Source organism: Stenotrophomonas sp. (genome assembly GCF_032061965.1).
Taxonomy (GTDB): Bacteria; Pseudomonadota; Gammaproteobacteria; order Xanthomonadales; family Xanthomonadaceae; genus Stenotrophomonas.
The window spans coordinates 27264-41402 of record NZ_DAMBEF010000021.1 but is presented as its reverse complement, the minus strand read 5'-3'; the positions used below and the strand labels follow the sequence as shown (position 1 = coordinate 41402).

The following is a 14139-nucleotide window of genomic DNA, read 5'->3' as shown; positions in this document are numbered from 1 at the left end:
GCTGATCGCTCAAACTGAAGTCACTGAAGCCCCGGCACTGCCGGGGCTTTTTCTTCTCTCATCGGAGCGCTGAAAGCGAACGCCCGAACTGGACAGCATTCCTGCAGATGGGAGGCAAGTGCTTTCCAGCCCGCCTCAACCAATAGCAGACATCATTGCTTCGCAGCAGCGCGCGCCAGCAGGCTCTCACGCTCGCGCGCATTGTTGCTGAGCGCTGCCGCCTGGGCGAATGCGAGGGCAGCTTCATCATGTCGCCCCAACCGCGCCAACAGATCACCACGCACTGCTTGCAATGGCGCATAGCCCTGCAGTTGCGGGTCGCCCAGCAAGCCCTGCAGCAGCGTCCATGCCACTGCGGCCCCCTGCGCCTGCGCGACAGCAACCACGCGATTGAGTTCCACCACCGGCGACGGCATCGCCTGGGCCAGCCGGGCATACAGGGCCGCAATCGCGGACCAATCGGTATCCGCAGCCTCTCGCGCTCGAGCATGGCACGCCGCAATCGCCGCCTGCAGCACATAGGGATCGTCACTACCGCCCAAGGCTTGCGCCTGTTCCAGTAGCGCCTGCCCACGCGCAATCTGCAACCAATCCCAGCGACTGCGGTCCTGATCCAACAGCAGTACCGCCTCGCCATCGGCTGCTGCACGCGCGCGCAGCCGCGACGCTTGCAACTCCATCAATGCCAGCAAGCCGAGGATGGGCACGCTGCCCGGCATCAGGCCCGCCAGCACGCGGCCAAGCCGCAGCGCCTCTTCGCACAATCCTGGCCGCATCCAGTCATCACCGCTGCTGGCGGCATAGCCTTCGTTGAACACCAGGTAGACCACGTCCAGCACCGACTGCAGGCGTTGCGGCAGTTCGCTGCGACGTGGCACTTCGAAGGGGATTTGCCGCTCCGCCAACAAGCGTTTGGCACGGACGATGCGCTGGGCAATGGTTGGCTCGGGCAACAGATAGGCGCGGGCGATTTCGTGGGTGCTCAGTCCGCACAACAGGCGCAGGGTCAGGGCAACCCGGGCATCGGCGGGCAACGCCGGGTGGCAGGCGACGAAAACGAGCCGCAGCAAATCATCACCGATGTCATCCAGATGCTCGGGCTGTTGCGCAGCCATGGCCTCGTCCTGCTGTTCATCGATGAGCTGCCTGTGGCGCTGCGTGTACAGCCGCCGTTGACGCAGGCGGTCAATGGCGCGCCGTTGCGCGGTGGCCATCAGCCACGCAGCGGGATTGTCCGGCGTACCTTGGTGCGGCCAGTGTTCCAAGGCGGCAAGCCAGGCGTCCTGGGCTACTTCCTCGGCACTATCCAGGTCACCGAGCATCCGTGCCAGGCGCGCAAGCAGGCGTGGCGATTCCATGCGCCATACGGTGTCGAGCAGTCGTTGCGTTTTCGCGGTACTCATCGCGCGTGATGACAGCACCGTCGCCCGGCCACTGCAAGCCGCAGCGCCCTCCCCCACACCCACTGCGCAGGGGAAGGCGCATCCCGATCGCGCATCACAACTGCACGAACGGCTTGAAACCACCCCAGAACATGCGCTTGCCATCGAACGGCGTGTTCTGCGGGGTCATGCCTGCTATCCGTGGATCGGCCATTGCCTTGGCGTTGACCTTGTCGCGATGGGCGCGCGAACGGAACAGAACATAGGCAAACACCACCACTTCGCCCTCTTTCAGCTTGACCGCCTGCGGAAAGGAAGTGTGCTTGCCCGGCTTCACGTCCTCTGCCACGGCCTCGACATAGGCCAGGGCACCGTGCTCCTTCCATATGCGGCCTGCCTTGCGCGCAAGGCGTTGGTAATCACCAAATTTATCGCTGGGTACCGGCAATACGTAGCCATCGATGTAAGCCATGATCGTCTCCTGGTTACTGGTCGGGCATGCCGTCCATATGGGCGATTTCCCATAGGTGGCCGTCCAGATCCTCAAAGCCGCGTTGGTACATGAAGCCGTAGTCGCGCGCCGGCATGGGCTCGGCACCACCGGCAGCCAATGCCTTTGCAAGCAGCTGATCCACCGCATCGCGGCTGTCCGCCGACAAGGCAATGATCACCTCGGTCTGCTTGCGCCCGTCGCCAAGCGGTTTGGGTGTGAAGGTCTGGAAGAAGGGTTCAACCAACAACATCACGAAGATGCTGTCGCTCACCACCATGCAGGCGGCGTTCTCATCGCTGAACTGCGGGTTGAAGCTGTAGCCGAGCGCGCCGAAGAACGCACGCGAAGCCGGCAGGTCACGTACGGGCAGGTTGACGAAAATCATCTGCGGACCACTCATGCATCACCTCCGGCGGACATCGGCTTCATGCAGTTGACCATCCAAGGCTTGCCATAGCGGTCGATCAGCATTCCCCAGCGGTGCGCCCAGAAGGTTTCCGCCAACGCCATCTGCACCTGGCCACCGTCGGCGAGCGCGGCAAATACGCGCTCGGCTTCCTCGATGCTGTCCACATCGACGTTGATCGTGGTGGCACTGCCATCACCGGGTTGCGGTCCATCGGCAGCCATCAGCACCGCGCCGCCAGCTTCCACCTGGCAATGGGCGACCTGGTCGGCCTGCGGCATGAAGCCGCCGCAGCCCTCGCCGTCCATGTCCGGACTCGGCGGCATGTCGCTGTATTTCATTTCCGATACCACGCTGCCGCCCAGTGCCTTGGCATAGAACACCATGGCGTCGTGGGTCTGGCCATTGAAGCCTAAAAATGGAATCAGTTTCATTGTCGTGCTCCTGGCTGGGTGGGGTCAGTTGTTGTGATCGATCTGTTCGCGCAAACGCTGCTCCTGCGCCTGCAATTCCGGAGTGAAGGCCTCGCCGAAATCTTCAGCTTCGAAGAACGGGCGGATCTCCACCTCGACCGGCGTGCCGCCATCCGGGGTGAACGGAGCGCGCTTGAGCCACTCCAGTGCCTCCTCCAGTGACCGCACCTGCCAGATCCAGAAGCCGGCGACCAGCTCGCGGGTCTCGGCGAACGGTCCGTCAATGACGCTGCGCCCTTCGGCGGCAAAGCGCACCCGGGCGCCATGGGATGTCGGCCGCAGGCCATCACCGGCCAGCATGATCCCGGCCTTCACCAGTTCTTCGTTGAATGCGCCCATCGCGGTGATCTCTTCGCGGGTGGGCATCACACCGGCCTCGGTGGCGGGCGTAGCCTTGACCAACACCATCACTTTCATCGTCGTGCTCCGTGGCAGGCGGTTTGCCTGCTTACAACCAGAACGACGAACCAACGGCGTACAACTCGACACACACGCAAGGCCTTTTTATGAATTTGTTCATGCGGCACTGCGCCATGGGCTTTGCGACATGATGTCCGCCTCTTGCCCAACAGGTCGGCCCCATGAAGTTCATGCTCCTGATCTACATCGACCCAGAGCTGCTGCAGACCTTGCCCGATAGCGATTACGACGCACTTATGCGGGGTTGCCTGCAGCACGCCGATGCCCTGCAAGCCAAAGGCACCCTGCTGATGTCACAACGGCTGCAGTCCGCGGACAAAGCCCAGACCCTGCGCAGCCGCCACGGCCAGCCGCGCGTCACCGACGGACCGTTCGCCGAAACCCGCGAGATCCTGGCCGGCTTCAATCTGATCGAAGCGGCCGATGCCGCCCAGGCCATGCAGATCGCACGCCAGTTCCCGTGGGCCGCGTACGGCAGCATCGAGGTGCGGGCAGTGGATGACCTGTCTGTGGAACGGGATCGACTGCGCCTATGACGCGGACTAGCGTTGCAATCGATTCCTGCGGCCTGTTAAGCCTACGCAGGCTAAGCATTCACCTACGATAGAATTGGCTTGACACATAACATGTTGTTTTAATTGGTAAATAAAAATTTTTACGCGATTTTTGATGAACGTCCATTAACTTTCAGCCGTAACCAGCGTTATCTTTCGTTCACCTGGGGTTTAGGCATCTGACTTGAGGCCTGCCAGGACCATCTATTTGGAGAGAGAGAGATGACCCACCGCAAGACCATTCAGCGGGCCGCGCTGAGCGCTGCCCTGAGCCTGTGCATTGCTGGCGGCGCCTACGCCCAGAGCACCACAGGCAGCATTTACGGCACCGTGCCTTCGGCTACGCCCGGAACCACCGTCCAGGTGACCAACAATTCCGGTTTCTCGCGCACCGCCACGGTTGATGCCGATGGGCGCTACAGCATCAGCTCGCTGCCGATCGGCAACTACAAGATCAACGTTCAACGCGATGGGCAGGTCATCGGTACCCGCGATGTCTCGGTCATCGTGGGCGCCGGCACGGATGCCTCGTTTGCCAGCGGTGGCGCCTCGACGCTGGAGACGGTGAATGTCACTGCCACCGCAGCAGCAGCCATCGACCTGACCGCAGTCGATACCCGTACCGTGATCACCGCTGAACAGCTCAAGCGCCTACCGATCGGCCGCACCGCTGAAGCCATTGCGATGCTCGCCCCGGGTGCCGTTGCCGGCGCCGGCGGTTATACCGCGCTGGCCAACTTGGTTTCGTTCGGTGGTGCCGGCGCTTCCGAAAATGCCTACTACATCAATGGCTACTTCACCGGTGAGCCGCTCTCCAACCTCGGTGGCTCGGGCTTGCCCTTCGTCGCGGTTGCACAGCAGGAAACCTACACCGGCGGCTACAGCGCCAAGTACGGCCGCTCCGATGGCGGCGTTATCAACCAGGTCGGCAAGAGCGGCACCAACGATTGGCAGTTCGGCGCGCAGATCGACTGGGCTCCCAAGTCACTGCGCTCGCGTCGCGATGACCTGTACCTGCCCGATATTGACCTGTCGCAGTTCAACTCCAACGCCAATCTTCCCTCTACCTGTGGTGTGGATAAGGATGAGAAGTGCCAGTGGGGTTATGCAGATCCGGACCTGGCAGGCACCAAGTACCAGAGCGGCAAGGGCGTGGAGTTCGGTTCAACGCGCTATAGCGGCTACGTTGGTGGCCCGATCATCCAGGACAAGCTGTTCTTCTTCGCTGGTGGCGAGTGGTACAAGACCGATTCGGTGACCAACCCGAATACCCTGGGCAATCCGCGCAGCGTGCATGCCGAGGACGACAACTCCAAGTACTACGTCAAGATCAACTGGAACATCAACGACAACAACCTGCTGGAGGCCACCTGGTTCCAGCAGAATGATGACTACAGCGGCAGCTATCGTGATTACGACCTGGACACCTTCAAGGAAGGCGCAAGGCTCGCGACCGTGCCTACGCCCATCATCAAGGAGACCGACTACCGCGTCTTGAAATACACAGGCTTCCTGACCGACAGCCTGACCTTGAACGCAACTTACGGCACCAGCGATTTCACCAACCGCCAGGTCAATCCCAGCATCATCCCCGGCGCGCCGTACATCGTGGGCTCTTCATTCCAGAACCCAGCTGCCAACGGTGGCAACGAAGTCAAGAACATTCAGGGTGGCTATCAGTCGATTGATGCCAAGGACAAGACCCGCGGCCTGCGCGCGGACCTTGAGTGGGTGGTGGGCGACCATACCCTCAGCCTTGGCGTGGACAATATCAAGTTCGAAGCCAAGAACGAGGGCACCTCACAGGTTGCCGATTACTGGGAGTACAAGAAGGCCACGGATGGCTCGGCCAACATCTCGCCGTCGCTCGGTGTAGGTGCCCCTGGCGGCGACGGCTACTACGTCCGTCAACTCAAGTATTTCAACAACACCAGCATGTCCTTGGACCAGAAGGCCTGGTACCTGGAAGATCGCTGGCAGGTCACCGACAACCTGATGCTGTCGCTAGGTCTGCGCAACGACGAGTTCACCAACAAGAACGACGCCGGCGAAGCCTACATGGATGCCAAGAATCAATGGGCGCCGCGCTTGGGCTTCAGCTGGGACGTCATGGGCGATGCCTCGTTGAAGGTGTTCGGCAATGCCGGCCGCTACTTCCTGGCCATGCCCAACAACGTCGCCATCCGCGGCGCTTCGGCGTCCACCTACACCTTCCAGTACTACACCTACACTGGCGTTGATGCCAACGGCCTGCCCACTGGCTTGGTCGATGTGCCGGGTGTGGACGGTGCTCCAGCACCTGGTCCGGTTTCTTCGAACGGCGAGTACGGCGTGCCGATCGATGTCCTGGCGTTTGCGCCCAAGGACATGAAAAACATGTACCAGGACGAGTACATCCTGGGCTTTGAGAAGACCTGGGGTGAAAACTGGGTATACGGCGCCAAGGTGACCTACCGCGATCTGAAATCATCCATCGACGACATCTGCGACAGCGGCAAGATCGTCGACAAGCTGATCGCTGGCAACATCGATCCCGACTCGGTCGAAATCGCAAGCTGCTACATGTTCAACCCGGGCGGTTCCAATACCTTCAGCCTCAAGAATGTCGACGGTTCAGGGCGTACCGAAGTCAAGATGAACGGTGCGGACTGGGGCTTCGACGAGGGCGTGAAGCGCACCTACAAGGCACTGGACCTCTATCTTGAACATCCGTTCGATGGCAAGTGGGAAGGCCGTTTGAACTACACCTACAGCAAGAGCGAGGGCAACAACGAAGGCCAGGTGAAGTCCGAGTTCGGCCAGACCAACATTTCCAAGACCCAGGATTGGGACGCTGCGGAAATGATGCGTTTCGCCAATGGCTACCTTGCCAATGACCGTCGCCATCAACTCAAACTGTTCGGCAGCTATGCCATCACCCCGGAATGGATGGTGGGCGGAAACATCCGCGTCATGTCAGGCTCGCCGATCAGCTGCCTGGGCTACTACAACCCGGATGGTTCGATCAATGAAGGCACCTCCGCAGCCGACCCGATCGGCTACGACGCCGCCTACCACACCTGCCTCGGCAGCATTGCAAAGCCCGGCTCACGCCGTAACCCCTGGACCAAGAACGTCGACCTGGCATTGACCTATCGCCCGGCCTACTTCGATGACAAGGTGACTTTCAGCATGCAGGTTTTCAACGTGCTCAACGACCAGAAGGCTACCCAGGTCGATGTGACGTCGGAAGAAGGTCCTTACACCGTGTCCAACACCTACATGGTGCCGATCGCCCGCCAGACCCCGCGCTATGTGATGTTCTCGGCGACCTACGACTTCTAAGCCTCTGCGCGCAAAAAGTGCCCCTTAGAAGGGCATGGACTGACTCTCTGACACGTGATTGACCCCGGCTCCGGCCGGGGTTTTTTTTGGGCCTGAAGAATGGCCCCGCGCCCCATCCACCCAGGCACATGAGCAGGACTTGCGTAAATGAACAGGCGCAAAACACCACGGCAACAGAATTACTCCTTTAACTTCAATAGCTTGAAATTAGTTTCACCTGATATTGCAAATTGCAATCAAGTGAAATTAATATTTCGTTCATCTGTAATGAAACCTACATTTCACTGCAGGGTGGTTGCAACAGCAGTTCGTCGTCTTTCACTGATCCAAGGACTTCCATGACTCGCAGCACCAAAGTCACCAAGCTCAAGCGCACCGCGCTGGCTGTCATCCTGACCTCTGTCATCGGCGCCGCCGCTGCCCAGAGCACCACCGGCTCCCTGTTCGGCAATGCGCCGGCAGCCGCCGGTGCCACCATCACCGTCCAGAACGAATCCGGCCTCAAGCGCAGCGTCGCCGTCGACGCCAACGGCCGTTACAACCTCGGCTCGTTGCCGGTGGGCAAGTACTCCATCAGCCTGGAACGCGATGGCCAGGTCATCGACAAGCGCGAGAACGTGCTGCTGCGCGTCGGCGCCGGCACCGAAGTTTCCTTTGGCGCCGAAGGTGCCACCACGCTGGATGCGGTGACTGTTACCGCTGCCAGCGTGCCGTCCATCGACGTCAGCAACACCGTCTCCAAGTCCGTCGTCACCTCCGAACAGTTGGCGGTGCTGCCGTTGGGCCGTAGTGCCGAAGCGATCGCGCTGCTCGCGCCCGGCGTGATCGCCGGTAGCGGCGAGTTCACCAACGGCTCGCGCTCGGTGCTCTCCTTCGGTGGCGCCAGCGTTTCCGAGAACGCCTATTACATCAACGGCTACAACGTCACCAATCCACTGAACTATCTGGGTGGCGTCAGCCTGCCTTATGGTTCCATCGATCAGCAGGAAACCTATACCGGCGGCTATAGCGCCCGCTACGGCCGCTCCACCGGTGGCGTAATCAACCAGCTCGGCGCACGTGGCACCAACGAGTGGAAGTTCGGCGTGCAGACCACCTGGTCGCCGAAAAGCTTGGCCGCCTCGCCGCGTGACATCGTGTATCCAGGTGACGGCTCCATCTACCGTTACCGTGACGGCGACGGCAAAACCCAGACCACCTACAGCGGCTACGTCAGCGGCCCGTTGATCGAAGACCGCCTGTTCGTGCAGCTCGCCGCCGAGGCCGACAAGACCGATGGTGTTTCGACCAACAGCATCGAATCTGCGCAGCAGGCACGCAATAACTACAGCTACAGCTCGCCGAAGTTCTACGGCAAGATCGACTGGAACATCAACGACAACAACACGCTGGAATACACGCGTATCCAGAACACCGACCGCCAGGCCGGTTACTACACCGCTTTTGACTACGATGACCTGAGTGGCGGCGATCGCACCGGTGTTTATCCGAACACCACCAAGATCAAGGACACCTTCGATATCTTCAAGTACACCGGCTATCTGACCGATGACTTGACCTTGAGCGCCACCTACGGCCGCAGCAAGCAGGACAATCTTGCGTCCAACCCCAGCGATTCTCCGTTGCCGTATATCAGTGGCTCCGCGTATCAGGATCCGGCAATTACCGGCGGCTCCCCGATCCGCAATTCGCAGGCGACCAATGCCGGCAAGGCCAACGACGCAGGCAGCAAGACCCGCGGACTGCGCGTGGATCTGGAATACCGCATCGGCAACCACGAGCTGACCGCCGGTATCGACAACATGTATTACAACGCGCACAACGAAGGCCAGTCGATGACCGGCCCGGGTTATGCGTGGATCTATTCGCAGGTTGATCCGAACGAATCGCCGAACAGCAAGTTCAACATCGCTCCCCCGGGCGGTGAAGGCTACATGGTGCAGAAGTACATCTTCTCCACCACCACCAGCATGAGCGTCGAACAGAAAGCCTACTACCTGGAAGATCGCTGGCAGATCACTCCGAACTGGCTGGTAACGTTGGGCGTTCGCAATGACAAGTTCACCAACTTCAACAGCTCGGCGGTTGCCTATGTTGAGAGCGGTGACCAGTGGGCGCCACGCGCTGGCGTGAGCTGGGACGTGTTCGGTGATTCTTCGCTGAAGGTCTTCGCCAACCTGGGTCGCTACTACCTGGCCCTGCCCAACAGCGTGGCCATCCGTGGTGCATCGGCCTCGACGTACACCCGTGAGTACTTCACCTACTCGGGCATCGATGCCGACGGCAACCCGACTGGCCTGACCGCTCTGGGCCCAGGTCCGGTGTCGTCCAACAACGAATACGGTGTTGCACCGGATCCGTACTCGGTCGCACCCACCGACCTCAAGTCGCAGTACCAGGACGAACTGATCCTCGGTTTCGAAAAGACCTTGGGCGAATCCTGGAACACCGGCGCCAAGGTCACCTATCGCCGCCTGCAGGCTGCGATCGATGACGTCTGCGATCCGGACCGCATGGCTGACAAGCTCAGTGCTGCTGGCGTGGATCCGGACTCGGTCACCATCCCGGGCTGCCTGATCTTCAACCCGGGCAAGACCAACACCTTCATGCTGGCCAACGTCGATGGCTCGGGTTACACCCAGCTGCAGATGAATGGCCACGACTGGGGCTTCGGCAGCCAGAAGGCAAAGCGTGACTACGTCGCCGTCGACCTGTTCCTGGAACATCCGATGACCGACAAGTGGTACGGCCGCGTCGATTACACCTGGTCACGCAGCTTCGGCAACACCGAAGGCCAGGTGAAGTCGGATATCGGTCAGGACGACGTGTCCAAGACCCAGGACTGGGACGGCTCCTACCTGATGGAGTACGCCGGTGGCTACCTGGCCAACGACCGTCGCCACCAGTTGAAGGGCTTTGGTGCTTACCAGTTCAATGACGAGTGGACCGCCTCGGCAACGCTGAGCGTCGCCTCAGGCATGCCGAAGAGCTGCCTGGGCTACTACGGCACCGATATCACCGATCCGATGGGTTACGAGTCGGCCTACCATTATTGCGGTGGCAAGCCGTCGCGCCCGGGTGATGCAGGTCGCCAGCCGTGGACCAAGCGTCTGGATCTGGGCGTGCAGTACCGTCCGGCCTTCGCCGAGCACAAGCTCGCATTCGGCCTGAACGTCTTCAACGTCTTCAACGAACTGAAGCCGCTGCAGAGCGATCCAAGCTACGAAGTCGGCCCGAAGAAGACCTCGGCAACCTATGGCATCGGCACCTACTACACCGCGCCGCGCTCGGTGCGCCTGACCGCTTCCTACGACTTCTGATCAGAAGCCCCGTAACGAAGCAATCTCTCCAATGGATGTAGTTGAGCCCCGGCCATGTGCCGGGGCTTTTTTATAGGGGTACAGGCACGCTCACTGCAGCAGCAGCTGCAACTCACGCCCCACCATTGCCTCATTGCCGCTGAAGTCCTTCGCGCTTATGCGGATCGTGTAGTTGCCTGGTTGCAGTCCGGCAAGTTGCAACGCACCGTCGGCCAGCAGCCCATCACGCACGGTGTTGGTCAACACGTAACGGAAACGCGTACTACTGCTGCCGTGCACGGTAATGCCGCTGTCGGCGGCATAGGCCATCTTGACCGCTTCGCGTTGCGGCGGCATGCGGTTGAATATGAGGTTGGTGTGCGGCTGCTCATAACCCGGCACGGGGCGACCCGCGGCATCAAGCAGCTGATAGCCCAGGCTGTACAGGCCCAGGCGGCGACGTGGCAGGTTATTGTCCACCTGGTCCCAGGCTTCCACCACCAACTGCAGGCCATTGCTCTCGCGCGCAATGCGCAGGCGGCCGCCCAGCTTTTCGGTCAGCCGCTGGTTGTTGCTGTCCAGCAACGCGATGTCGTCTATCTTCGGCGCAACGTGGTCGGCATAGTTCGAGAAGCCAAGGCGCACGGCATTGCGTTCATAGCCGGACGGCCCCACCGCCAGGTGCACATGCGCCTGGTTGTTGATGCTGCCCAACGCATCACCGGCCTGGAAGCGCGTACCGCGCCGCACGCGCACCCGTTCAAGCTGGCCGGCCTCGTCATGTACCAACTGCATGCGATTGGGATCCAGCGCGCGGTTGGCTGCGTCGCGGCCAACCTTCATATGGATGTAGTCGAGCTTGTCCAGGGACAGGCCTTCGGCCTGCCCGCCCAGGGTCCAGGTGGACGCTGGGCTGCTGACCTTGCCACTGGCGATGGCCAGTACCGTCTGGCCGACGTCGCCGCGCACGTCGAAGCCGCTGTGCAGGTGATGACGGCTTTCGCCGCTGAAATTGCCCCTCACTTCCCCCAGGGTGCCGGTTACTTCGTGCCAGCCAAGCTGCGGCGCCAACGGCCAGCGGCCCTGGTTGCGCGGCAACGGATTGTCGGCTGACGGCCCCAGCTGCGGTGCAACCTCGCCAGTAGTAGCGGTGCGCGGCACAAGGTGATGGATGCGGTAAGCATCGGCATCGGCCAGCAGCAGGCTGCCGTCGGGCGCCAGCGCCAAACCCGCCGGCCGCGCGAAGCGTTGCGCATCGTTGCCGGCCACCGCCACGATGTGGCCGTGCGGCGACAACTGCACCACGCGCCCGCTGAGCCGTTCGCCCACATAAACCACGTCGTCATGCGTGATCGCCAAGCTCATCGGCCCCCACAGAACGCGCTCGCCGTCGGGTATGCCAACCCGCGTACTGACCATGCCGTTGCTGGCGACGGTACGCAGCGCATTGTTCTGCAGGTCAGCCACCCATAGATTGCCGTGGCTGTCGAACTGCAGATCGGTGGGGGTATCAAAGCGCGCCAGTGCCCCCATCCCATCGGCCCAGCCCGGCAGTGCACCGCCAGCCAGGGTGCTGACGCTGCCGTCGGCAGCAATCACACGGATGCGGTCATTCCAGGTATCGGCCACATACACGCGCCCATCAGCGCCAACGGCAACGCCCATCGGACCATTGAAACGCGCCTGCGCGGCGGCCCCGTCGGCAAAGCCCGGGGTGCCATCACCGGCCACGGTACTGACCTGCCCCAGCGGGGTGACACGGCGGATGGCGTGGTTGCCGGTGTCGGCCACGTACAGATTGCCATGCGCATCCAACGCGATACCGGAAGGCGTATTGAAGCGGGCGCTGCTGCCCTGCCCGTCGGCAAAGCCCTCGATCCCACCGGCCAGGACCTGGAAGCTGCCATCCAGCCCCCGGTAGAGGATGCGGTTGTTGTCACCGGCATCAGCAACGAACAGCACGCCGCCGCCCAGCGCTACGCCCCAGGGATCACTGAAACGTGCCTGCTCGGCCACGCCCGTTGTGCTGCCGGCCACACCATCACCGCCCAACAGGTCGATACGTGCCTGCCAGCCCAGCGGTGTAGCCGCAGGCGCCAGCGGTGCAGGCGTGCGCGGCCACAGGAAGCTGGCGGCCAGTGCTGCACCGGTGAGGACAATGACGGCTGCTACCCAATATTTGCGATCCATGTACACCCAACCCACGACGGACCCGGCACGATAGACGCTCACGGCCCGCGGCGGAACCGCCGAAAGCCCTGTCCGTAGGAGAAACGTATGCATCTGTATCTGCAAGAAGACCAGATCCGCCTGCAGGCCGGGCACACAACCAACATCCGCTTGCCGCTGTCGCTGGCATCGCTGTTGGCGGACGGCCTGCAGCGCTTTCCCCCTTCTGAGCAGGCCCTGGAGCAGGCCATCGCCAGCACCGAGGACGCCTTGATGCCCTGGATTCCGGCCCTGCGTTTGGAACCGGACGCGGTACTGGAATGTGCCGACGCCGTGCTTGCGCCGCTGCCCGAACTGCTGGTCTATCCAGCGCAGCCGATCCTGGAGCTGGACATCGACGAGGTAGAACGCGCATTCAACCAGCTGGCGCAGGTGGCGGCGGGGACGCCGGCAAAGAACGCGGGATTGCCGGAGCGCGCGGATTTCGTCGCCGCGCTGGTGGTGGTGCGGGAATTGATGCACCACGTTGGCTGGGAGCAGTTGCGTTTGCGTGAAGCTCGAGTGGGTTGAGTGGGGAGTTGCAGGCAAACACTGAGCTTCGCCAGAGCCAGAGCACCCCTCCCCAGCCCTCCCCTTCGCCTTTGGCGAAAGGGAGGGGGCTCAAGCCAAAGCACCGGCGCTGCAGTATCTGCCCCCTCCCTTGCGCAAAGCGCAGGGGAGGGCTGGGGAGGGGTGCTTTGGCTTTGGCTTTGGCTTTGGCTTTGGCTCCAGTTCCGGGTCCGACTGTAAAGCCCCCTCACCGCTCCAACACCCAACAAGAAAACTACAGCGCCGGCCGCTCCGGTCCGGTTCCCATCGCTTCGCGGTACCGGCTGTACAAGGCCAGCACCTTGTCGACGTACTGCCGTGTTTCGGCATAGGGCGGTACCCCGCCATAGCGGGTGACGACCCCGATACCGGCGTTGTAAGCAGCCGCAGCCAAGGTCCTATCCCCGTTGTAGCGACGTAGCAGTGACTTCATGTAACGCGCGCCACCATTGATGGACTGGGCTGCGGACAGCGGATCGGTCACGCCGTATTCGGTGGCGGTATCCGGCATCAACTGCATCACGCCCTGCGCGCCCTTTGGCGACACCGCTTTCTCGTCGAATGCACTTTCCGCATGTGCCACTGCGCGCAGCCAGGCATCATCCACGCCGGTTGCCTTGGCCGCAGCGCGGAACTGCGGGGCATGCCGGTTCAACTGCGGGGTTCCCACCCGCCCCAACCCTGCATGCGCTGGCTCGCCGGGCGGCGTCGCCACGGTGAATCGCAGGTACGGCGTTGAACCTGGCAGGTTGCGCGTGGAGTAGACCAGCTTGCCGTCCTGCTCGCGCTCGTACAACGTGCCGCTGAACACGCCGAAGTTGCCCCACAGATTGGGCGTCTGCACGGCGTTGTCTTCGATCTCCATCGCCTTGCAGCTGGAGCCGGGCTCGGGTGCCGTGGCCATGCTGACGGTGCCCTTCTGCACGCAGCGGTACACGGTGCGCGCCTGCAACGGCCCACACAACATGTACAACAGCAGCAACAGCGCAAGCGCAGCTGCGCGCGGCATGGCCGGATCCAGTCAGGAGGAG

General features: G+C 61.9%; 11 protein-coding genes. 4 read left to right on the top strand and 7 right to left on the bottom strand.

The genetic code is table 11. From position 1 onward, the window contains the following. Nucleotides 1–152: 152 nt before the first annotated feature. The 5 genes from RT460_RS12275 to RT460_RS12255 all read right to left on the bottom strand — a co-directional run bounded on the left by RT460_RS12275 (nucleotide 153) and on the right by RT460_RS12255 (nucleotide 3171). Entirely contained in the window at nucleotides 153–1403 is a 1251-nt protein-coding gene (locus RT460_RS12275) for a sigma-70 family RNA polymerase sigma factor (protein WP_313319246.1), read from the bottom strand. A gap of 94 nt (nucleotides 1404–1497) precedes the next feature. After that, on the bottom strand, nucleotides 1498–1854 hold the full coding sequence (locus RT460_RS12270) for a DUF1428 domain-containing protein (RefSeq protein ID WP_313319245.1): 357 nt from the start codon (nucleotides 1852–1854) through the stop codon (nucleotides 1498–1500). Between the two features lie 13 nt (nucleotides 1855–1867). Continuing rightward, complete coding sequence (locus RT460_RS12265; RefSeq protein WP_313319244.1) at nucleotides 1868–2275, bottom strand: VOC family protein; 408 nt, start codon at nucleotides 2273–2275, stop codon at nucleotides 1868–1870. Continuing rightward, nucleotides 2272–2715 (bottom strand): VOC family protein, encoded by a 444-nt coding sequence (locus RT460_RS12260; protein WP_313319243.1) that lies wholly within the window; start codon nucleotides 2713–2715, stop codon nucleotides 2272–2274. The genes RT460_RS12265 and RT460_RS12260 overlap by 4 nt, the downstream gene beginning before the upstream one ends. A gap of 24 nt (nucleotides 2716–2739) precedes the next feature. Next, entirely contained in the window at nucleotides 2740–3171 is a 432-nt protein-coding gene (locus tag RT460_RS12255; protein WP_313319242.1) for a YciI family protein, read from the bottom strand. A 164-nt stretch (nucleotides 3172–3335) separates the two neighbouring features. On the opposite strand from RT460_RS12255, the gene RT460_RS12250 reads away from it, so the two are divergent. From RT460_RS12250 to RT460_RS12240, 3 genes are all read left to right on the top strand, one after another. After that, entirely contained in the window at nucleotides 3336–3710 is a 375-nt protein-coding gene (locus RT460_RS12250) for a YciI family protein (protein ID WP_313319241.1), read from the top strand. 240 nt (nucleotides 3711–3950) lie between these two features. Beyond that, on the top strand, nucleotides 3951–7052 hold the full coding sequence (locus tag RT460_RS12245; RefSeq protein WP_313319240.1) for a TonB-dependent receptor: 3102 nt from the start codon (nucleotides 3951–3953) through the stop codon (nucleotides 7050–7052). 338 nt (nucleotides 7053–7390) lie between these two features. Further along, nucleotides 7391–10372 (top strand): TonB-dependent receptor, encoded by a 2982-nt coding sequence (locus RT460_RS12240; protein ID WP_313319239.1) that lies wholly within the window; start codon nucleotides 7391–7393, stop codon nucleotides 10370–10372. 90 nt (nucleotides 10373–10462) lie between these two features. On the opposite strand, the gene RT460_RS12235 is transcribed toward RT460_RS12240, so the two are convergent. Then, complete coding sequence (locus RT460_RS12235) at nucleotides 10463–12541, bottom strand: gluconolaconase (protein ID WP_313319238.1); 2079 nt, start codon at nucleotides 12539–12541, stop codon at nucleotides 10463–10465. 87 nt (nucleotides 12542–12628) lie between these two features. On the opposite strand from RT460_RS12235, the gene RT460_RS12230 reads away from it, so the two are divergent. Next, complete coding sequence (locus RT460_RS12230; protein ID WP_313319237.1) at nucleotides 12629–13090, top strand: hypothetical protein; 462 nt, start codon at nucleotides 12629–12631, stop codon at nucleotides 13088–13090. 253 nt (nucleotides 13091–13343) lie between these two features. On the opposite strand, the gene RT460_RS12225 is transcribed toward RT460_RS12230, so the two are convergent. Then, a complete protein-coding gene (locus RT460_RS12225; protein ID WP_313319236.1) occupies nucleotides 13344–14117 on the bottom strand; it encodes a lytic transglycosylase domain-containing protein in 774 nt (257 codons plus the stop codon). Nucleotides 14118–14139 lie beyond the last annotated feature (22 nt).

Excerpts from the sequence above, each read along its gene's own strand:
- RT460_RS12225 (WP_313319236.1), bottom strand. The coding sequence starts at position 14,117 with ATGCCGCGCGCAGCTGCGCTTGCGCTGTTGCTGCTGTTGTACATGTTG.
- RT460_RS12265 (WP_313319244.1), bottom strand. The coding sequence starts at position 2,275 with ATGAGTGGTCCGCAGATGATTTTCGTCAACCTGCCCGTACGTGACCTG.
- RT460_RS12240 (WP_313319239.1), top strand. The coding sequence starts at position 7,391 with ATGACTCGCAGCACCAAAGTCACCAAGCTCAAGCGCACCGCGCTGGCT.
- RT460_RS12255 (WP_313319242.1), bottom strand. The coding sequence starts at position 3,171 with ATGAAAGTGATGGTGTTGGTCAAGGCTACGCCCGCCACCGAGGCCGGT.
- RT460_RS12235 (WP_313319238.1), bottom strand. The coding sequence starts at position 12,541 with ATGGATCGCAAATATTGGGTAGCAGCCGTCATTGTCCTCACCGGTGCA.
- RT460_RS12250 (WP_313319241.1), top strand. The coding sequence starts at position 3,336 with ATGAAGTTCATGCTCCTGATCTACATCGACCCAGAGCTGCTGCAGACC.
- RT460_RS12270 (WP_313319245.1), bottom strand. The coding sequence starts at position 1,854 with ATGGCTTACATCGATGGCTACGTATTGCCGGTACCCAGCGATAAATTT.
- RT460_RS12245 (WP_313319240.1), top strand. The coding sequence starts at position 3,951 with ATGACCCACCGCAAGACCATTCAGCGGGCCGCGCTGAGCGCTGCCCTG.
- RT460_RS12260 (WP_313319243.1), bottom strand. The coding sequence starts at position 2,715 with ATGAAACTGATTCCATTTTTAGGCTTCAATGGCCAGACCCACGACGCC.
- RT460_RS12275 (WP_313319246.1), bottom strand. The coding sequence starts at position 1,403 with ATGAGTACCGCGAAAACGCAACGACTGCTCGACACCGTATGGCGCATG.
- RT460_RS12230 (WP_313319237.1), top strand. The coding sequence starts at position 12,629 with ATGCATCTGTATCTGCAAGAAGACCAGATCCGCCTGCAGGCCGGGCAC.